Below are 19,848 nucleotides of genomic sequence, written 5' to 3'. Positions count from 1 at the left end.
TCTAACACAAGCCAAGCGGCCCTTGCAAGGCTGCCGGGCCGGATTCAATCGCGGTGAAAATGTCGCAGGATGCGCCTCCAATTGCCGCTTTTGCCGGGCGAGCCAGTGCAAAGGGCGCTTACATGAAGCTCATCGGGTCGATATCGACCTGTAACTTTATGTCGCCCTTGGGTTTTTCGCCGCTCGAAAGCCAGAAGCGAACATAGCCGGACAGATCGAAATCCTTGCCCGCCTGCGCCAGCAGCCGCACCCGGTGCCGCCCCCTGATCATGGCCACCGGCGCATCGGCCGGTCCGAACAGGCGCACCCCCTCCGCCATAGGCGCAAAAGAGAGCAGGCTGCGGGCGTAGGCCATGGCGGTCTGCTGCTCATTGGCCGAAACGATCAAGGCCGCCAGCCGACCGAACGGGGGCATGCCGCCGGCTTCCCGGGCGAGCAGCTCCTGGGCGTAAAAGGCCTCCCTGTCGCCCGAAACCATGGCTTTCATCACCGGATGCTCGGGATGATAGGTCTGGAGGAATGCCTTGCCGTGCTGGCTGGCGCGGCCCGCCCGGCCCGCCACCTGGGTGAGGATCTGGAAGGTTTTTTCGGCCGCCCGCGGGTCACCATGGGCAAGACCCAGATCGGCGTCGAGCACGCCGACCACCGAGAGCTTTTCGAAATGATGCCCCTTGGAAACGAGCTGCGTGCCGATGATGAGGTCGAACTCGCCCCGCTCGACCTCGGCAAAGCGCTCGCGCAGCTGGGAATGGCTGCCCATGTCGGTGGAGAGCAGCACGCGCCGGGCATCGGGAAAACGCGCCGCCGCTTCCACGGCCACCCGCTCAATGCCGGGGCCGACCGCCACCAGCGTGTCTTCCTGCCCGCAGGCGCCGCACACTTTTGGGACCCGCACTTCATGGCCGCAATGGTGGCACATGAGCACGCCGCGGAACCGGTGTTCGACCATCCAGGCCGAGCAATCCGGGCATTTATACTGGTGACCGCAGGCATTGCAGAGGGTGAGTGGCGCATAGCCGCGCCGGTTGAGGAACAAGAGAGCCTGCTCGCCCCGGTCGAGTGCCGCGAACACTTCCCGCGCCAGGCTCGGGGCAATCCACTGGCCCTTTTCCGGGCCGTCGATCCGCATGTCGATGGCGGTGATATCGGGCATGGCCGCTGCGGCGAAACGGCTTTCGAGCCGGACATGGGCATAGCGGCCGGTATTGGCATTGTTGCGCGATTCGACCGAGGGGGTCGCCGAGGAGAGGATGACCCGCGCCTTGGCCAGATGCGCCCTGACGATGGCCATGTCGCGGGCATGATAGGTGAACCCTTCGGACTGCTTGTAGGCGCCGTCATGCTCCTCATCGAGCACCAGCAGGCCCAGCTCGCGGAAGGGCAGGAAAAGGGCCGAGCGGGCGCCGACAAGGGCCCGGACCGTGCCATCGAGCACGCCGCGCCAGATTTTGGCCCGCTGCACCGGGGTCATGTCGGAGTGCCATTCGGCCGGGCGGGTGCCGAAGCGCTTGGTGAAGCGATCGATGAAGGTGTTGGTGAGCGCGATTTCGGGCAGGAGAATCAGCGCCTGTCGCCCGGCCCGAAGCGTGTCCGCCACCGCCTCGAAAAACACTTCGGTCTTGCCGCCACCGGTGACGCCATCGAGCAGGGCAACGCCGAAACTATTGGGATCTATGGCTAAAATCTGGTCGAGCGCCGCCTGCTGCTCTTCATTGAGCGTGGCGGGAAAGGCATCGGGATCGGGTGGCAGCACCACGGGCGGCGGCGGCATTTCGAGTTTTTCGAGCGCCCCGCATTTTTCGAGACCATCGATGACGGAGGTGGACACCCCGCTGGCGCCGACCAGCGCCGCCTTGGGCCAGGCCATGTCGTCATTGAGCGTATCGAGCACCCTGAGCCTGGCGGGCGTCAGCTTTTCCGGCTCAAAACCGGTCCGTCGATAGGCGACAACCGGACGGGGGGCATCGAGCGCCTCTGGTGAGCGCAGGACACCGCGCAGCACCTGGCCAGGCGCGGCCAATGTATAGCGGGCAACCCACTCGACCAGCTTTAGCAATTCCTCGCTGAGCGGCGGCACCTCATAGCAAAAGCTGATGTCTCTCAGGCGGTTATGGCCGATCTGCTCGCTCGGCACGCCCCAGACCACGCCAAGGGTTAGCCGGGGCCCGAGCGGCACGGCGACAATGGACCCGCGCTGGACCTCCATGTCCCTGGGCACGCGATAGGAATAGGGGCCCTCGACGGCGACCCCCACCATTACCGCGACGATTTCCCCGGGACCAAACATGTTTGTGCGCGTTCCGTTCTCATGCTCCTTAGATAGGATCGAGAAGCGATTCGGCTAGGGCAGGCATTGTCCCAACTGTCCCCCTTATCCCCAATCAATGCGAAATTCGGGGCTCGCGCCTGCGCATCGAATGCATCACCCCTGGGGTAGAGCGATGACGCAGATGTTACGGCCGCTTCTTGTGCCGGGGATAAGATGGGCCCATTACTGCCCCGACGATCATTCAAGCGACGCACGACCTCCAATGGACGACGAGCCTGACGACGCCCCGACGCCCCATGTGCGTCGCAGGGACGCTGCACGACATCTTTTTCACCCTGGGACGCTCAAGGGCGGCTTCCAGCTCAGTCCGCAGCCGCATCTTCATGTCTCGGCGCTGGCGGGGATTCAGGCCGGCCTGACGGCTGCCATCGCCCTGCCGCTTGTCTATCTGTCGCCGTTCGCTCATCTGATCGGCTTTGCCGCCCTCGGCACGCTGATCGCGCTGTTCGGCCGCTTTGCGCCGCCACGCCAGAGAAACCGCATCCTGTTCTCCTGCCTCGTAACGCAGACAATGACGGTTTTCGTCATGTCCACCCTCGCCTGGCTTGGGGTGTCGGAGCCGGTGCTGCTGGCCATTTTGTCCCTGGCTTGCGGTGTGCTCTATTTCATTACCGTCACCGCAAAATTCGGGCCGCCGGGGGTGTTGCTCTTCGTCTTCGCCGGTGGCGCAGCGATGGCGCCCCCGTCCAGCTTCGAAGCTGTGCTCGAGCGGACCATCGCCGTGATTGTGGTGGGGAGCCTCGCCTGGGCCATCTGCGCGGTGACCGAGCCGTTGCGGAGAAAAAAGCAAGCGGCCATCCCTTTTCCCGTGGAGCCAAGCCGTCCGCTCAGGAACCGTATCTTTGCCTGCATCGGGCTGGTCTTGGGTTCTGCCGCAGCCATTCTGGTCTCAAAATTAGCCGGCGCGGAGCATCCCTCCTGGGCCGCCATGGGCGCGATCGCCGTGATGACGGGGGCCCATCTGCGCATCTCCATGCATCGGGCCGCCCAGCGCATGGCGGGCACAGTGGTGGGCGCCCTGCTGGCCTGGGCCGTGCTGTCGCTCCACCCCGACACTTTCGTACTGATCGGCTTGATCGTTCTCCTCCAGATCGGCACCGAAGCGATCATCGGCTTCAACTACGGGCTGGGACAGATTCTGGTGACCCCAATGGCCCTGCTGATGACCTATATCGCCCTTCCCAGCGGCGCCGGGGCGGCCATGGCCCATGAGAGAATTCTCGACACCATGCTGGGCGCGGTGATCGGCATCCTGGCCGCGCTGGCCCTGTCGAGCGTGCGGGACCGGGACAAACTCGTCGACCATGAGAACAAGGGCTAGAGATTGCTAACCAGAGGGCGGTAATCTCAAGCCATGACCGACGCAGCCTTTGCCACCGATGCCTTCATTCAATCCCAGATCGCCGGCTGGATGCGGGAGCTTGGCTCGGTCAAACGCCTCGCGCCCAAGACGCTGGAAGCCTATTCGCGCGATCTCTCGCAGTTCATGAGCTTTCTGGCCGGCCATATGGGCGGGCCTATCACCCTGCAATCCTTGAAGGAATTGCGCGGCGCCGATATCCGCGCCTTCATGGCCCAGCGTCGCGAGGAAAGCCTCGGCTCCCGCTCGCTGGCGCGGGTTCTTTCGGCCATCAAGAGCTTTTTTGGATTTCTCGAACGGGAGAATATCCTCGCAACCGAAGCCCTGAACGTCATCCGCACGCCCAAGGTCGGGCGGTCCCTGCCCAAGGCGCTGACGGTGATCGAAGCCCGGCAAACCATTGCCGCCACGAACGAAATGGAAGAAGAGCCCTGGGTTGGCGCCCGCGATATGGCGGTGATTTCGCTCTGCTACGGGGCCGGGCTGCGTATTTCCGAGGCGCTGGCGCTGACCAAGGCCGATCTCGAGGCCGATGTGCTGCGGGTGACCGGCAAGGGGGGGCGGGTGCGCATGGTGCCCCTGATCGCGCCGGTGCGTCAGGCGATCGACACCTATCTCAAGCTAAGTCCTTATAAAACATGGGATGAAGACCCGATCTTTCGCGGGGTGAAGGGCGGTGTCCTGTCGCCGCGACTGATCCAGAAACGGATGGAATTGCTGCGCTCGGCCCTTGGCCTGCCGCCCTCGGCGACCCCCCATGCGCTGCGCCATTCCTTTGCCACCCACCTTCTCGGCAAGGGCGGCGACCTCCGCTCGATCCAGGAATTGCTGGGCCATGCGAGCCTTGCCACCACCCAGATCTATACCGCCGTCGACACCGAGCGCCTGCTCGAAAGCTATGCCAAGGCCCATCCGAGGGGGTGAGTGCAGCCGCCTGCGATCGACAGCATCAAGTGGCTATTGGTTAGCAGACTGTTAGCATTTGGACGGCCTTATTGCGCAAAGGGGAACACTTTGCCGCCGCGCGGACTTGCCTCGTCCGGACTTTCGAGATTGAGTCGCGCCCGCGCCGCAGGCCGGCCTCCAACCCCTGGTTGCATCGGCCCGCCGGGCGGGGCCAATCCTCGCCATGCGACGAGGAACAAGTAGACCCCACCATGACGACTGCCTCCAGTGAAAACGCCCCTGCCCCCTTCGACATGGTGGGCTATGGATATGCCCTTGCCGGGGCCGTGCTGTTTTCCACAAAGGGGATTTTTGCCAAGCTGGCCTATGCCGAGGGCGCATCGACCGAGATGGTGATGGCCCTGCGCATGCTGATCGCCGTGCCGGTCTATCTCGTCATCCTGGTCATGCTGCTGCGCCGCGGGGACAAGCGGCTTGGCCTTTTGACGCCGAAGCGCATCCTGCCCTGCATGGCCGTGGGAACCATGGGCTATTATGTCTCGAGCTATCTTGATTTTGCCGGCCTGGCCTTCGTCGACGCCCAATATGAGCGACTGGTGCTGTTCACCTATCCCTTCTTCGTCTTCTTCTTCGGGGTCTGGTTTTTCGGCGACCGGATGAAGTGGCGGCTGATCCTACCCATGCTCATCACCTATTCGGGGCTGCTGGTGATCTTCGGCTGGAGCCTTGCGGTGCGGCCCGATGGCCTGATGATCGGCACGCTGCTCGTCCTGGGCTCGGCCATTGTCTTTGCGCTCTACCAGCATCTGGCGCGGCGCGAGATGCTGATCGTCGGCTCGGCGCTGTTCACCTGCGTCGGCATGGCCACCGCCGGTGTCTTCGCCATCGGCCAGAGCCTCGTCATCTCGGGTGTTTCCGGCTTTACCGAACTCTCGCCCAGCATCTGGTTCTATGGGGTCATGCTGGGAGTGTTCGGGACCATATTGCCCTCCTTCCTGCTCAATGCCGGCATCGCCCGGATCGGGGCACGGGCGACCTCGTCGACCGCCTCGTTCGGCCCCATAGCCACCATCGCGCTGGCCGTCATCATTCTGGGAGAAGCCTTCACCATCTACCACGCGATCGGCACGGCGCTGGTGCTGCTGGGCTCCTCGCTCTTTGCCGGCAGCGAGAGGAAGGCAGCCTCGACGGGCAAATAATTCTGCTCTTGCACGCTCATGGCGGTCACAAAGCCGCTATAGTGTGCTTCCACAACACCAAGCGGGAGGACAGTCCATGCGCTTTTCAAGCAGGGTCATCGCCGGGTCGCTTCTCGGCCTGTTGCTGGCGAGTGCCGGCACTTTACCGAGCACGGCACAAACAAACGCCCCTTCCGCAATCGATTTTGGTGACGACAGCTCTCCCTGGGCCAAGGACGGAGAATGCGACGACCCGCGATTCGAAGGCTCGGGCGTTGCCGATGAAGTGGTCGACGCCGATCTCTTGAAGGACGCCACCGATTGCAGCGCCGCTTTTGATGCGGGCACGGCAATTCTGAAGGCCGAAGACGGGACCGCGCGGCCTCCCGCGCCGACCGCGACACCCTCGGCCCCGACCGCACCGGTCGCCCGCGCCGAGATCGATTTTGGCGACGACAGCTCGCAATGGGCCAATGATGGCGAATGCGACGATCCCCGCTTCACCGGGGCCGGCGCCGCGGCCGAGTTGGTGGACGAGGACCGGCTGAAGGACGCCACCGACTGCCGCGCCGCCTATGAGGCCGGGACCGTGATTTTTGGCGAACAAAGCGATGGCGACACGGCCGCCCAGCCCATGGTTCGCCCCGAAATCGACTTTGGCGACGACAGCTCCAAATGGGCCAATGACGGCGAATGCGACGATCCCCGCTTCACCGGAGCTGGCGCGGCCGCCGAGCTGGTGGACGAGGACCGGCTGAAGGACGCCACCGATTGCCGCGCCGCCTATGAGGCGGGGACCGTGACTTTTGGCGAGCAAAGCGATGGCGACACGGCCGCCCAGCCCATGGTTCGCCCCGAAATCGACTTTGGCGACGACAGCTCCAAATGGGCCAATGACGGCGAATGCGACGATCCCCGCTTCACCGGTGCTGGCGCCGCCGCTGAACTGGTAGACGAGGACCGGCTGAAGGACGCCACCGATTGCCGCGCCGCCTATGAGGCCGGGACCGTGACCTTCAGCGACGAGGCCGATGGGGGCGTTGCTGCGCAGCCGCTCGCCGACGCTGACATCGTATTCGGCGACGATTCCTCGGAATGGGCCAATGACGGGGAATGCGACGATCCCCGCTTTACCGGAACCGGCGTGGCCCGGGAAACGCTCGCGGCCGATATCCGTCGCGACGCCAGCGATTGCCGCGCCGCCTATGAAGCCGGCACCGCCCAGTTCCAGGGCGAAAAGAGCGCCATGGCCTTCGATTTCGGCTCGGACTTTTCGCGCTGGGCCAATGATGGCGAATGCGACGATTTGCGCTTTACCGGCCCGGGCGTCGACAAGAAGCTGCTCGCCGAAGACCTTATGGGCGACGCAACGGACTGCAAGGCCCTGCTCGATGAGGGCCAGATCTCGATCCGCGCCGTCTATTCGCCCGAATATGCCGCCGGCGCACCCTATGACAGCTCGGAGATCGACTTCGGCGACAATTCCTCGAGCTATGCCGATGACGGGGAATGCGACGATCCGCGCTTCGAAGGCCCGGGCACGGCCACGACCCTGCTGGAAAGCGACCGCCTCGCCGACGCCAATGACTGCAAGGCCGCCTTCGAGGCCGGCACCATCATGCTGGTCGACAGCGAAAGCTGAGGTTTTTGGGTTTTTGAGGAATTTGGGCGGCGGGGTGAAAGCTCCGCCGTTTTTTTGTGTGCTCGGCGTCATTCATAAGGACGCGGGAAGCTTTGGTTCGGGGCGGCTCAAAGATGAACAGAGGTCCCCGCCTTCGCAGGGATGACATCGTGGGGAGCTGATGGTTGAATGGTCGCATCCGGAGATTGCGGCACATGAGGGGGTATCTTTCGCTGTGTCATTCCCGCGAAAGCGGGAACCTTTGTTTTATGCTGCACAAATGAAAGCTCGGCTCCCCGCTTTCGCGGGGATGACATGGTGGGGAACTGATGGTTGAGTGGTCGCACCTTGAGTGACCGAGTGGCCAATGACCAAGGTCTACTACGTCTATATTCTCGCCAGCCGGAAATACGGTGCGCTCTATATTGGCGTCACCGGAAACTTGATCGGCCGGGTGTACATTCACCGCGAAGAACTCGTCCGCGGACAGACCAGCTGGTACCACATTCATCGGCTGGTTTACGTTGAAGTCCACGAAGATGTTGAGGCGGCAATTCTGCGGGAGAAGCGCCTCAAGAAGTGGCGGCGGGACTGGAAGATCGCGCTCATTGAGCAAGAGAACCCGGACTGGCGCGATCTTTATCCTGAGATTGCGGCACAGGGGTGAAGTCTCGCGCGGTGTCATTCCCGCGAAAGCGGGAACCTCTGTTTCAATCGGGAGCAAGGTAACGGAGGTCCCCGCTTTCGCGGGGATGACATGGTGGTGGAGCGGCCATAGGTGCACAAGGAACAAACAAGCCCGCGGCGGAACCGCGGGCTTCTTAGATCTGGAACCAGAGAAATTAAGCCGCCTTGCGTTCGACCATCATCTTCTTGATCTGGAAGATCGAGTTGATCGAGATGGAAAACCCGGAGTGGCGTGATCTTTATCCGGAGATTGCTGCACAGGGGTGGAGTCTCGCGCGGTGTCATTCCCGCGAAAGCGGGAACCTCTGTTTTCAATCGGGAGCAAGGTAACGGAGGTCCCCGCTTTCGCGGGGATGACATGGTGGGTGGGGCGGGCGTCTGCACAAAAAAAAGCCCGCAGCGGCACCGCGGGCTTCTTAGATCTGGGACCAGAGAAATTAAGCCGCCTTGCGTTCGACCATCATCTTCTTGATCTGGGCGATGGCCTTGGCGGGGTTGAGGCCCTTGGGGCAGACCTTGGTGCAGTTCATGATCGTGTGGCAGCGATAGAGCTTGAAGGGGTCTTCAAGATTGTCGAGGCGCTCATTGGTGGTCTCGTCGCGGCTGTCGATGAGCCAGCGATAGGCCTGGAGCAGCGCTGCGGGGCCGAGATATTTCTCGCCATTCCACCAATAGGACGGGCACGAGGTCGAGCAGCAGGCGCACAGGATACATTCGTAGAGCCCGTCGAGCTTGGCGCGGCTTTCCACCGACTGCGTCCATTCCTTTTGCGGCGTGGGCGAAGTGGTCTTGAGCCAGGGCTCGATGGCGCGATGCTGGGCGTAGAAATTGGTGAGGTCGGGGACGAGGTCCTTGACCACCGGCATATGCGGCAGCGGATAGATTTTTACCGGGCCGGTCGAATCGTCCATGCCCTTGGTGCAGGCCAGCGTATTGAGCCCGTTGATGTTCATCGAGCACGAGCCGCAAATGCCCTCGCGGCAGGAGCGGCGCAGGGTCAGGGTCGGATCGATATTGTTCTTGATATAGAGCAGCGCATCGAGAACCATCGGCCCGCAATTGTCGAGATCGACGAAATAGGTGTCGATGCGCGGGTTCTCGTTCTTGTCCGGGTCGTAGCGATAGATGTGGTATTCGCGCAGGCGCGTTGCGCCTTCCGGCCTGGACCAGGTCTTGCCCTTGTGCGGCTGATCGGCCTTGCGCAATGTCAGTTCGGCCATTTTATCCTCATGTTGCGCCTCTCAACCGGCGCGGTAGGGGTCGATGGGCGGCGGCCTCAATAGTTGGGCTTGCACACCTGGTTCGATTTGGCGACGTAGGTATTGTAGGCATTGTAATCGGCCGCAGCGGGCGCGCCGCCTTTCATCGAGGCGATGACGACGCCCATGAAGCGCTCGTCGATCAGCGTCATGGCGGCATCGGCCTTGCAGGCGCACAATTCCTGATTTTGCGAGATGCCCACGCAGACCTCGAAGAATTCCTGCTTTTGCGACGCCGTCGGGGCAGCGGCAAAGGCGGGGCTGACGAGGGCCAGCGCGGTAAGGGCGATAGAAAACCTGCGCATCAGTACACTCGCGCCTTGGGGGCGATCTTCTTGAGATCGATGCCACCCTGGTCTTCAGGGGTCAGCGGATCGGTAATGACCGGGCGATAATCGAGGCGCACGGCGCCGGTGGCGACGTCGAGATGGCTCAGCGTGTGCTTGCGCCAATTGGCGTCGTCGCGATTGGGGAAATCCTCATGCGCATGGGCGCCGCGGCTTTCCTGGCGGGCTTCGGCCGAGACCACAGTGGTCATGGCGCAGGCCATGAGGTTTTCGAGCTCGAGGGTTTCCACGAGATCCGAATTCCAGATCAGCGAGCGGTCGGTGACCCTAACGTCATGGAGGCGCGAGTAGATTTCGCTCATTGCCTTGACGCCCTGCTTGAGCGAGGCATCGGTGCGGAACACCGCCGCATCGGCCTGCATGGTGCGCTGCATTTCGTCTCGCAGTTTTGCGGTGGGCTGGGACCCATTGGCATTACGCAGGCGATCGAAGCGGGCGAGGATCTTGTCATCCTGGGCCTTGTTGATGCCGGGGACAGGGGCGCTCTTGTCGAGCACCTTGCCGGCACGCAAGGCGGCGGCGCGGCCGAAGACCACGAGATCGGTGAGCGAATTGGAGCCCAGGCGATTGGCGCCATGCACCGAGGCGCAGGCGGCTTCGCCCACGGCCATCAGGCCCGGCACGATGCGGGTCGGATCGTCGGCCGTCGGGTTGAGGACTTCGCCGTGATAGTTCGCGGGAATGCCGCCCATATTGTAGTGCACCGTCGGCAGCACCGGGATCGGCTCGCGGGTGAGGTCGACGCCGGCAAAGATTTTTGCCGATTCGGTAATGCCCGGCAGGCGCTCATGCAGCACCTTGGGGTCAAGGTGATCGAGGTGGAGATAGATGTGGTCCTTGTTGGGACCGACACCACGACCCTCGCGGATTTCGAGCGTCATGCAGCGGCTGACGACGTCACGGCTGGCGAGGTCTTTCGCGTTGGGCGCATAGCGCTCCATAAAACGCTCGCCTTCCGAATTGGTGAGATAACCGCCCTCGCCGCGTGCGCCCTCGGTGATGAGAACGCCGGCACCATAAATGCCGGTGGGGTGGAACTGCACGAATTCCATGTCCTGCAGCGGCAGGCCGGCGCGGGCCACCATGCCATTGCCGTCGCCGGTGCAGGTATGGGCCGAAGTGGCGGAGAAGTAAGAGCGGCCATAACCGCCGGTCGCCAGCACGACCATTTTCGCGCGAAAACGGTGCAGCGTGCCGTCGTCGAGCTTCCAGGCGATGACGCCCTGGCATTCGCCATTCTCGCCCATGATGAGGTCGAGCGCGAAATACTCGATGAAGAACTGCGCGTCGTTCTTGACCGACTGGCCATAGAGCGTGTGGAGGATTGCGTGGCCGGTCCGGTCAGCGGCGGCACAGGTGCGCTGCACCGGCGGGCCATCACCGAATTCGGTCATGTGACCGCCGAACGGACGCTGATAGATTTTGCCGTCCTGGGTCCGGCTGAACGGCACGCCATAGTGCTCGAGCTCGTAGATGGCGGCCGGGGCCTCGCGCGCCAGATATTCCATGGCGTCGTTGTCGCCGAGCCAGTCCGACCCCTTGACGGTGTCGTACATGTGCCACTGCCAGCTATCGGGCCCCATATTCTGGAGCGAAGCGGCAATGCCCCCCTGGGCCGCCACAGTGTGCGAGCGGGTGGGAAACACCTTGGTGATGCAGGCGGTATTGAAACCCTGCTCGGCCATGCCGAGCGTGGCGCGCAGGCCCGCGCCGCCGGCGCCGACCACCACCACGTCAAATTCGTGGTCGATCAGTTCGTAATTGGCCATTGTGATCAACCCCAGAAGACGATCTTGAGCACCGAGCCGATGCCGGCCAGCGCGATAATCAGGCAGAAAAGCGTATTGAGCATCATGGCCAGGCGATACATGGCGTCGTGGAGATAATCCTCGAGCGTATCGCGCATGCCGTTGCGCATATGAATGGCGACGATGCCGATGAGGACGGCCAGCGGAATGCCGATCCAGCCATTGCCGATGACGGCGACGAGATCGGTGCGGTCCTGTCCGGCCACGCGCACCACGATGTAGAGCAAGAGGCCGATGAAGAGGACATTGATCAGCCCGGTGACGCGCTGGGTGATGAAATGGCGCGTGGAGGCCTTGGCGTCACCATAATGGCTGCGCGGATTGGCGATCACGTCCGTGGTGATGATTTGTTCGCGCATGTCAGGCGGCCCACACAAAGACTGTCCAGATAAGAAGGGTGATCAGCACCGAGCCGATGATCGTCGCCCAGGCCATGGCTTCGCGCTGGCCCGGCTCCATCATGGCGGCGAAATCCCAGACCCAGTGGCGCAGGCCCCCGAGCATGTGGTGCACAAGGCTCCAGGTGAAGCCGAACAGCACGATCTGGCCGAACCAGCTGCCGAAGATGAAATTGACCGACATCAGCGCGTCCTGCCCGAACGCGGCGGCGACCAGCCAGATCACGAACAGCGCCATGCCCGCGTAATTGGCGATGCCGGTGGCGCGGTGAAGGATGGACATCGTCATCGTGACGGTCCAGCGATAGATCTGCAAATGCGGGGAGATGGGGCGGGCTCTAACCGACATGGGCTCTAATCCGGGGCCTTACGGAGATGGCACATGCCGCCTCCAGTTTGGAATGGTTCGCGTTTTAACGCCCAAACCCTAAGAAATCCAAGCCCCCGGACGGTCGCGAGCTCCAACTTTTGGCGCATCACGCACTTTGTTCGCAGAGCGCACAGACTGTTCGAATGGCGGTGAGGCGGAGAAGACGAGGCCGGAAGTACAATCGCCAAGCAAAACTCAAGTAGATGGAAGCACGATCAAGTCAGACAAAAAGTCAAATCACTTCTAAGTCTTACGTGATTTTACGATTGGGGGACAGAAAATAAAAAAGTAACGACACCATGAGAAGCTTTCTACCAGCAACAGGGGGCATTCTTATGACTATGTTTCGCAGCGTCAAGGCGCGCATCTACGGAGCATTCGCCGCGCTCAGTATAGTCCTGACGGTCATAGGGGGCGCTTCAATATATTTGATGTCCAATGCAGAACATCTCTTTGCCGACTATCGCAAAGTGGCGCGCCAATCCCTTATCCTCGACGAATATCTGCGCGACATATCCCTGCTCAGGATCGACTTTCTCAACTATCTGCTGACCCCGACCAGCCAATGGGCCGATGCAGTGCGCGCACAGGCCAAGGCACTGGCCGAGGCCAAGCAATCCGCCCCGACTTATTTTGGCGATGACCGCGCGGCAATGGATGTCGTGGCCGATGCCTCGGAGCTGCTGACCCAGTATTCGGCCGGCTTTGAAACCCTTGTCACCGCCGTGGGCAGTGGCGCCGATCCCCGCACGCACAGCCAGACCGCGCTCCTGACCTCCAAGGGGCCGGCGATGTTCGCGCTGTTTTCAGACCTATCGAGCAAGGCGCATGCCCGCCAGAACGCCCTTGGCCCAGTCATCGCCCAGCAGGAAACGCTGCAATTGATGATCGTCGCGGCCATCAGCCTGATCGGGCTGATCATCGGCGTGACATTGGCCGTGCTCACCGGGCGCTGGCTGACCGGCACCTTTACCCACCTGACCCAGACCATGGGCCGGCTGGTCGAGGGCCAGTACGACACCAATATCGCCGGAACCGAGGCGCAGAACGAGCTCGGCGAAATGGCCCGGGCGCTCGAAACCTTCCGCGTCAACGGGCTCGAAGTCCGCGCCGCCGAGACGGAAAAGCAGCGTCGCGCCGGCGAGATGGCGGCGCGCGCCGAAATGATGGCCCGCTTCCAGGCCGCCTTCGACCGGGTGATCGAAAGCGCCATGAACGGGGATTTCAGCGCCCGCATCGCCAATCAGTTCGGGGAGCGCGAGATCGACCGCATCGCCGGCAATCTCGACGGGATGATGGCCGCGATCGAGACCGCGCTCGACGAGGCCGACCGGGTCCTCGGCGCCATGGCCCGCGCCGATCTGCGGGACCGCATGCGCGGCGAATATCGCGGCGCCTTCGCCCAGCTCAGGCAGAGCACCAATAGCGTCGCCGACAAGATCGAGGAAATCATCCTGCAATTGCGCGACACGTCGCGCAATCTCAAGCAGGCGACCGGAGAAATCCTGGCCGGGGCGAACGATTTGTCCGAACGCACCACACGCCAGGCCGCCACGATCGAGGAAACCTCGGCGGCCATGGATCAATTGGCCACCACGGTGACCAGCAATGCCGAACAGGCCCGCAAGGCCAGCGACGGCGCCGGCCGCATGACCCATGTGGCGGAAGCCTCGAACGCGGTGATGCAGCAGGCCACCCAGGCCATGGAGCGCATCTCGACCTCGGCCACCAAGATTTCCAACATTATCGGGCTGATCGACGACATTGCCTTCCAGACCAATCTCCTGGCCCTCAACGCGTCGGTCGAGGCCGCGCGCGCCGGCGAGTCGGGCAAGGGCTTTGCCGTGGTGGCGGTCGAGGTCAGGCGCCTGGCCCAGAGTGCGGCCCAGGCATCGGCCGATATCAAGCATCTGATCGAGCAGAGCGGGGGCGAGGTGCGCAATGGTTCGCGGCTCGTTGCCGACGTGGCCGGCCGCCTCAGCGAGATTATCGAGGGCGTGCGCAACTCGGCCGCGCTGATGAGCAATATCGCCAATCACAGCCAGGCTCAGGCCGCCGGCATCAGCCAGATCAATGTCGCGGTGCGGCAGATGGACGAAATGACCCAGCACAATGCGGCGCTGGTCGAGGAAATGAACGCCTCGATCGAACAGACCGAGGGCCAGGCCAGCCGCGTCGACGGCATCGTCGAGACGTTCACCCTGCGCGACCCGTCGGCGGCGGCGCGAAGCCCGGTCATGGACATGGCCGAGCTGGCGCGGTCCGAACGGGCGGGCGGCGCGCGCGGACTGATCAAATCGGTACAGAAAGCGGCCAAGACCTATTTCGGTGGCGCCGCAGCGACTGCCGAAGACTGGAGCGAATTCTGATCCAATTCACCGGCGTGGTCCGATGGGCCCGATGGTGAATAAAGCCCCGCCCCCCGGGGCCTGTCTCCCGGCACAAAGGCGAGAGCCTGTGCCGGGAGACAGAGTTTCAGGCCGGGACGCTAATAATCGACGAGCTTCTTTTCCGGGTCGTAAGGCTGGTTGGTGACGACCTTGGTGACGGCCTGACCGCACCGCATCTTCTTGCTGACAGCGTCATAGGCATAGGTTGGACTGCCGTGCAGTTCCCAGCCTTCGCTCAGCGCCTTGGTGACCTTGTGGCAGAACGCTGCATCGTCCTCCCCACTCAAAAATCGGTAGATGAGCATAACTGCTCGTGCCCCCACACATACGATCATTATTGATCTTGCTGGCTCTAGCAGATATTTCCATGCCTATGCATTCCTTTCCACAATACCTGCTCGACGGACACGCGAACTTCATGGCTGGGCGCTATGCCCGAGAGAAGGAGCGTATTCGCGACCTGGCCACAGAAGGCCAGAAGCCCACCACGATGATCATTGCCTGCTGCGACAGCCGCGCGGCGCCCGAGATGATCTTCGACTCCGGGCCCGGCGAGCTTTTCGTGCTGCGCAATGTCGGCAACCTCGTGCCCACCTACCAGCCCGATGGCGGCCAGCACGGCACTTCGGCCGGCATCGAATATGCGGTCAAGGCCCTCGGCATCGCCAATATCGTGGTCATGGGCCATGGCCGCTGCGGCGGCATCCAGGCCGCGCTCAATCCCTCTTCCAAGCCGCTCGACAGCGGCGATTTCATCGGCAAATGGCTGACCATGCTGGGCGACCTGCCCAGCCAGGTCGGGCAGAACAGCCTGATGACCCCGGCCGAGCGGCAAACCGCAATGGAACGGATCTCCATCCGCAATTCCATCTTCAACCTGCGCACCTTTCCCTATGTGGCTTCGCTCGAGGCGGAAGGAAAACTGGCGGTTCACGGCGCCTGGTTCGATATTTCGACCGGCGAATTGTGGGTCATGAACGAGGCCGGCGACTTTATCCGCCCCATCCTCTAGTCAAACCGAGTTCCGGCCCGCCGGAAGACTGTCCCAGATCGATCGCAGGGCGGCGCGCATGGAACCATGGGCGCCGTTCTTCTGTATTCGGGCGCTGTTTTCGCGCCTCTGGACTTTTGCCCGACCAGTCATCCCAGACCCGCCACGAAATTGATCCTGCTCCGCCGCAATCGTGATCAATAGAACGTAAACGGGCATGCCTAATCGTTGATGACCGGGGAAATTGCCCGCCCGATTGACTTGCCGCGCCAGCGCCTCCGGGCTTTTTCAGATGCCCGGATTTTGCCCCGACAAGGGTCCTTTCACGCCCTTGTGTGGGCTGATGATCACCACATTGGGGGGTCAGTCTCTGTCTCACGGATCGCCGGAGAGCATCCGTCGGAAGCGGACAAATCCGCTCCCGCAATTCCCAATCACATGGAGCTAAATGCCATGAAGAAGATCATTCTTTCCTCGCTCGTCGTCCTCGGTCTCTCGACCGCTGCATTTGCGCAGGCCGCAACCGATTTCGCATCGGTCGACACGGACACCAGCGGTGGCATTTCCCTGGCCGAAGCGCAGGTCGCCTGGCCCGACCTCACCGAAGAGGCGTTCACCGCCGCCGATACTGACGGCAATGGCGAGCTGAGCGTTGCAGAATATGACGCCCTGGTGGCAGCGAGCGCCGCCCCGGCCAACTAATCCTGCCGCCTGTTTCAGGCAGGCCCAGAGCCACCCCGCTGTTTCGGGGTGGCTTCTTTTGCGTCGAACCGGGTGCGGGGATCTTCCTGTCGGTCGTGTCCCGGCCGCTCCCGGACCAAAACGGAGAACCAAGATGCCTAGACTTGCATTTTCCCTCGTCGCCCTCGGCCTATTGGCCGCCCCTGCCCTCGCCCAAACCCCGATGAGCTTTGCCGACGTGGACACGGACGGGAACGGGGAGCTGAGCTATACCGAGCTGCTGGTTGCCTGGCCCGACATCACCCAGAGCGAATTCGATGTCGCCGACGTCGATCTCAGCGGTGGCCTGTCGGCCAATGAGCTGAACAGCCTGCAGCCCGCCAATATGGCGATCCCGGCGCCGGCCGCACCGGCCGCTTCAACGGCTGTTCCAGTGCCCGAAACACTGTCGAACACCAAGAAGGACTGATCCAGCAAGGGCCGCTCCAGCGGCCCTTTTGCCGTCTCCGAAGCGCCTCTCCGTTTCCACCTTTGCTGGAAACGCGCTAGTCCACCGCGGCGCGCGGCAGGCTCTTCCGGCTTCCGGCAATGGTCACCCCCAGGCCGGAGATGACGATGGCTGCGCCCAGAATTTCGACCAGCGTGATGGTTTCGCCCAGGATCAGATAGCCCGACAGCAGGCCCGTTATCGGCACGAGCAGGGTGAAGGGCGCGACAACCGAGGTCGGATGCCGGCCGAGGAGCCAGCTCCAGATCGCGCCGGCCAGCAGCGTCGAGACATAGGCGAGGAAGGCGATGATCCCCGCATCGGCCCAGGTGAAATGGGTCATCGCCTCGACGATGGCCGGCCAGCCCTCGGTCAGCAGCGACAGGCCTAGCAGCGGCACGGGCGCGGCCAGCGCACCCCACACATTGAACGAGAGCGCATCGACCTTGCCCGCCTTCTTGGTGAGGACATTGGCCATGCCCCAGCTGGCGGCGCCAAAAATGGTGAAGGCCAGCGGCAGGAGGCTCGCCCCCTCGAGACGCTCGAAGGCGATGACGGCGATACCGGCAAAGGCGATGGCCGCGCCCATGAGCTGGAACTTCCCCGGGCGGTCGCCCAGCAGGGGGAAAGCCAGGGCCATGGTGAAAAAGGCCTGGGTCTGGAGCACGAGCGAGGCGAGGCCGGCCGGCATGCCCCAGGCCAGGGCCAGGTTGAGGAAGGCGTAGAGCAGGAACCCCAGGCATAGCCCATAGCTCACCACGATCCAGAACGGCGCCTTGGGCGGCTTGACGAAGAGGATCGCCGGAAAGGCGGCGGCGGCAAAGCGCAGGGCCGCGGCCAGGATCGGCGGCAAGGCCTCGACACTCCACTTGATGATGACGAAATTGAAGCCCCAGATGGCGACGACCACCAGGGCAAGAAGCAGATGACGGATCGGCATCAGGCCGGCCTTTCCCGACGAAGCAGACGCGGGCCGAAGACATTGAGCGCGATGCCGACAAAGATCAGCGCGCTGCCTGCGATTTCGAGCGGGGTGACGACTTCGCCGAGGATCAGCGCCGCCGCGGCAAAGCCGACCAACGGCACCAGCATGGAAAAGGGCGCCACGACGCTGGCCGGATAGCGCCCCATAAGTACCGCCCAGAGGCCATAGCCGATCAAGGTCGATCCATAGGCGATAAAGAGGACCGCGCCGAGGGCGAGCGGGCTGATGCCGAAGAGCCCCACAATCGCCTCCGGCCCTTCAAAGACCAGTGACAAGGCCAGCATCGGCAGGGGCGGCACGAGGCTCCCCCAGACGACGAAGGCGAACATGTCGACCCGTCCGGCCTGCTTGTTGACGATATTGGAGCTGGCCCAGAAAAACGCCGCGCCGAGGGTCATGAGCAGGGGGATGATGGTCGCCGCGCCCAGATGTTCGCTGCCGATGGCGGCCAGGCCGACAAGCGCCAGCGCGGCACCACCCAATTGCACCGGCAGGGGCCGTTCGCCGAGGAAGAACACCGCCAGCCCCATGGTGAAGAAGACCTGCATCTGCATGACGAGGCTGGCGAGCCCCGCCGGCATGCCGAGGCGTATGGCGGTGAACAGGAAGCTGAACTGCAGCACGCCCACGGTCAGCCCATAGGCGATGAGGATGCGCCAGGAGACATTAGGGCGACGCACGAAGAATATCGCCGGCAGCACGCAGCCGATATAGCGCAGCGCGGTCAGCAGGAAGGGCGGCACTTCGGCCACGCCCCATTTGATGGCAACGAAATTGAGCCCCCAGATCACGATGACGAGGAGCGCCAGGCCGATATCGCGGACGGTCATGAAGAGACTCAGGACGGGCAAAAAACTCCGGGGCCAGGCCCCGGAGTTCAATGCTTTAGCGCTTAAGCGCGGGGCTTGTAACCCTTTTCGATCAGCGTTTCGGCGATCTGGATGGTGTTGAGCGCCGCGCCCTTGCGCAGATTGTCCGAGACGATCCACATGGCGAGGCCATTTTCGACGGTCACGTCTTCGCGGATGCGGCTGACATAGGTGTCGTAATCGCCCACCGCCTCGACCGGGGTCGCATAGCCACCGGGCTCGCGCTTGTCGACCACGGAAATGCCGGGCGCCTCGCGCAGGATATCGCGGGCTTCGTCAGCGCTGATCGGATTGACGAATTCGAGATTGACCGCTTCGGAATGGCCCACAAAGACCGGCACGCGCACGGCGGTGCAGGTGACCTTGATCTTGGGATCGAGAATCTTCTTGGTCTCGGCCAGGACCTTCCACTCTTCCTTGGTGTAGCCGTCTTCCATGAACACATCGATGTGCGGGATGACGTTGAAGGCGATCTGCTTGGGGAACTTTCCAGGGGTCGGGCTGTCGTTGACGAAAATGCCCTTGGTCTGGTTCCACAGCTCGTCGACGCCTTCCTTGCCGGCGCCGGAGACGGACTGGTAGGTCGAGACGACGACGCGCTTGATAATGGCGGCGTCATGGAGGGGCTTCAGCGCCACGACCAGCTGGGCGGTCGAGCAATTGGGATTGGCAATGATGTTGATGCGGTTGGCATCGGCCAGCCACCGATCGAGCACATGGCCGTTTACTTCCGGCACGATCAAGGGCACGTCGGAATGGTAGCGCCAGAACGAGGAATTATCGATGACAATGGCGCCGGCTGCCGCGATCTTCTGCGCCCATTCCTTGGAGATGGAACCGCCTGCCGACATGATGGCGAAATCGACAGTGGAAAAATCGAAGTGCTGGAGGTCCCTGGCCTTGAGGATCTTGTCGCCAAAGGAAATTTCCCGGCCGATCGACTTGGACGAGGCAAGGGCAAACACTTCATCAGCCGGAAAATTACGCTCGGCGAGAATATTGAGAACTTCGCGGCCCACATTGCCTGTGGCTCCGACGACAGCGACGCGATAACCCATTCTTGGAACTCCGGTTCCTGACCATTTCCGCCCCCGCGCATCGCCCTGGCGATGCGGTTGCTGGTTTGGCGCCTCTCCCCGTCGGGAGACGACCCGGGGAAAAGCGTCAGGCGGTTTTGCTGGT

19 protein-coding genes are annotated in these 19,848 nt (G+C 62.8%); 9 read left to right on the top strand and 10 right to left on the bottom strand.

The genetic code is table 11. The features are described 5' to 3' along the window. Positions 1-118 precede the first annotated feature (118 nt). On the bottom strand, positions 119-2,287 hold the full coding sequence (locus tag N0P34_RS01645) for a primosomal protein N' (protein ID WP_275605289.1): 2,169 nt from the start codon (positions 2,285-2,287) through the stop codon (positions 119-121). A 244-nt stretch (positions 2,288-2,531) separates the two neighbouring features. Here N0P34_RS01645 and N0P34_RS01640 point away from each other — a divergent pair, with 244 nt between their 5' ends. The 5 genes from N0P34_RS01640 to N0P34_RS01620 all read left to right on the top strand — a co-directional run bounded on the left by N0P34_RS01640 (position 2,532) and on the right by N0P34_RS01620 (position 8,061). Further along, positions 2,532-3,650 carry an FUSC family protein gene (locus N0P34_RS01640; RefSeq protein WP_275605288.1) on the top strand — a complete coding sequence of 373 codons (1,119 nt, stop codon included), beginning with the start codon at positions 2,532-2,534 and terminating at the stop codon, positions 3,648-3,650. 33 nt (positions 3,651-3,683) lie between these two features. Continuing rightward, positions 3,684-4,613, top strand: coding sequence for a tyrosine recombinase XerC (locus tag N0P34_RS01635; RefSeq protein ID WP_275605287.1), 930 nt, complete (start codon positions 3,684-3,686; stop codon positions 4,611-4,613). Positions 4,614-4,846: 233 nt separating this feature from the next. Then, on the top strand, positions 4,847-5,794 hold the full coding sequence (locus N0P34_RS01630; protein WP_275605286.1) for a DMT family transporter: 948 nt from the start codon (positions 4,847-4,849) through the stop codon (positions 5,792-5,794). A 76-nt stretch (positions 5,795-5,870) separates the two neighbouring features. Beyond that, a complete protein-coding gene (locus N0P34_RS01625; RefSeq protein ID WP_275605285.1) occupies positions 5,871-7,415 on the top strand; it encodes a hypothetical protein in 1,545 nt (514 codons plus the stop codon). Between the two features lie 346 nt (positions 7,416-7,761). Continuing rightward, positions 7,762-8,061, top strand: a complete 300-nt coding sequence (locus N0P34_RS01620) for a GIY-YIG nuclease family protein (protein WP_275605284.1) — start codon at positions 7,762-7,764, stop codon at positions 8,059-8,061. A gap of 457 nt (positions 8,062-8,518) precedes the next feature. Here the strand turns inward: N0P34_RS01620 and N0P34_RS01615 are convergent, their stop codons facing one another. From N0P34_RS01615 to sdhC, 5 genes are read right to left on the bottom strand one after another with little or no spacing between them, the layout of a single operon-like run. Then, complete coding sequence (locus tag N0P34_RS01615) at positions 8,519-9,301, bottom strand: succinate dehydrogenase iron-sulfur subunit (protein WP_275605283.1); 783 nt, start codon at positions 9,299-9,301, stop codon at positions 8,519-8,521. Positions 9,302-9,357: 56 nt separating this feature from the next. Then, positions 9,358-9,645 carry a hypothetical protein gene (locus N0P34_RS01610; RefSeq protein ID WP_275605282.1) on the bottom strand — a complete coding sequence of 96 codons (288 nt, stop codon included), beginning with the start codon at positions 9,643-9,645 and terminating at the stop codon, positions 9,358-9,360. Then, complete coding sequence (sdhA, locus tag N0P34_RS01605) at positions 9,645-11,456, bottom strand: succinate dehydrogenase flavoprotein subunit (protein ID WP_275605281.1); 1,812 nt, start codon at positions 11,454-11,456, stop codon at positions 9,645-9,647. Before sdhA ends, N0P34_RS01610 begins: the two co-directional genes overlap by 1 nt. Before the next feature lie 5 nt (positions 11,457-11,461). Continuing rightward, a complete protein-coding gene (gene sdhD, locus N0P34_RS01600) occupies positions 11,462-11,854 on the bottom strand; it encodes a succinate dehydrogenase, hydrophobic membrane anchor protein (protein WP_275605280.1) in 393 nt (130 codons plus the stop codon). Between the two features lies 1 nt (position 11,855). Beyond that, positions 11,856-12,242, bottom strand: coding sequence for a succinate dehydrogenase, cytochrome b556 subunit (sdhC, locus tag N0P34_RS01595; protein ID WP_275605279.1), 387 nt, complete (start codon positions 12,240-12,242; stop codon positions 11,856-11,858). Between the two features lie 356 nt (positions 12,243-12,598). On the opposite strand from sdhC, the gene N0P34_RS01590 reads away from it, so the two are divergent. Further along, positions 12,599-14,632, top strand: a complete 2,034-nt coding sequence (locus tag N0P34_RS01590; protein WP_275605278.1) for a methyl-accepting chemotaxis protein — start codon at positions 12,599-12,601, stop codon at positions 14,630-14,632. A gap of 119 nt (positions 14,633-14,751) precedes the next feature. On the opposite strand, the gene N0P34_RS01585 is transcribed toward N0P34_RS01590, so the two are convergent. Then, positions 14,752-14,958, bottom strand: a complete 207-nt coding sequence (locus tag N0P34_RS01585; RefSeq protein WP_275605277.1) for a DUF1737 domain-containing protein — start codon at positions 14,956-14,958, stop codon at positions 14,752-14,754. Between the two features lie 68 nt (positions 14,959-15,026). On the opposite strand from N0P34_RS01585, the gene N0P34_RS01580 reads away from it, so the two are divergent. From N0P34_RS01580 to N0P34_RS01570, 3 genes are all read left to right on the top strand, one after another. Then, on the top strand, positions 15,027-15,665 hold the full coding sequence (locus N0P34_RS01580; protein ID WP_275607053.1) for a carbonic anhydrase: 639 nt from the start codon (positions 15,027-15,029) through the stop codon (positions 15,663-15,665). A gap of 432 nt (positions 15,666-16,097) precedes the next feature. After that, positions 16,098-16,346: a hypothetical protein gene (locus N0P34_RS01575; protein WP_275605276.1), complete on the top strand. Its 249-nt coding sequence runs from the start codon at positions 16,098-16,100 to the stop codon at positions 16,344-16,346. 133 nt (positions 16,347-16,479) lie between these two features. Further along, positions 16,480-16,794 (top strand): hypothetical protein, encoded by a 315-nt coding sequence (locus N0P34_RS01570; protein WP_275605275.1) that lies wholly within the window; start codon positions 16,480-16,482, stop codon positions 16,792-16,794. A 76-nt stretch (positions 16,795-16,870) separates the two neighbouring features. On the opposite strand, the gene N0P34_RS01565 is transcribed toward N0P34_RS01570, so the two are convergent. From N0P34_RS01565 to N0P34_RS01555, 3 genes are all read right to left on the bottom strand, one after another. After that, positions 16,871-17,752 carry an EamA family transporter gene (locus N0P34_RS01565; RefSeq protein WP_275605274.1) on the bottom strand — a complete coding sequence of 294 codons (882 nt, stop codon included), beginning with the start codon at positions 17,750-17,752 and terminating at the stop codon, positions 16,871-16,873. Next, positions 17,752-18,627, bottom strand: coding sequence for an EamA family transporter (locus N0P34_RS01560; protein ID WP_275605273.1), 876 nt, complete (start codon positions 18,625-18,627; stop codon positions 17,752-17,754). Before N0P34_RS01560 ends, N0P34_RS01565 begins: the two co-directional genes overlap by 1 nt. A gap of 62 nt (positions 18,628-18,689) precedes the next feature. Continuing rightward, positions 18,690-19,724, bottom strand: a complete 1,035-nt coding sequence (locus N0P34_RS01555; RefSeq protein WP_275605272.1) for an aspartate-semialdehyde dehydrogenase — start codon at positions 19,722-19,724, stop codon at positions 18,690-18,692. Between the last annotated feature and the right edge of the window lie 124 nt (positions 19,725-19,848).

Origin of the sequence: Devosia sp. FJ2-5-3 (genome assembly GCF_029201545.1) — a bacterium.
Lineage (GTDB): Bacteria > Pseudomonadota > Alphaproteobacteria > Rhizobiales > Devosiaceae > Devosia.
This window is presented reverse-complemented; position numbering and strand designations above follow the sequence as displayed.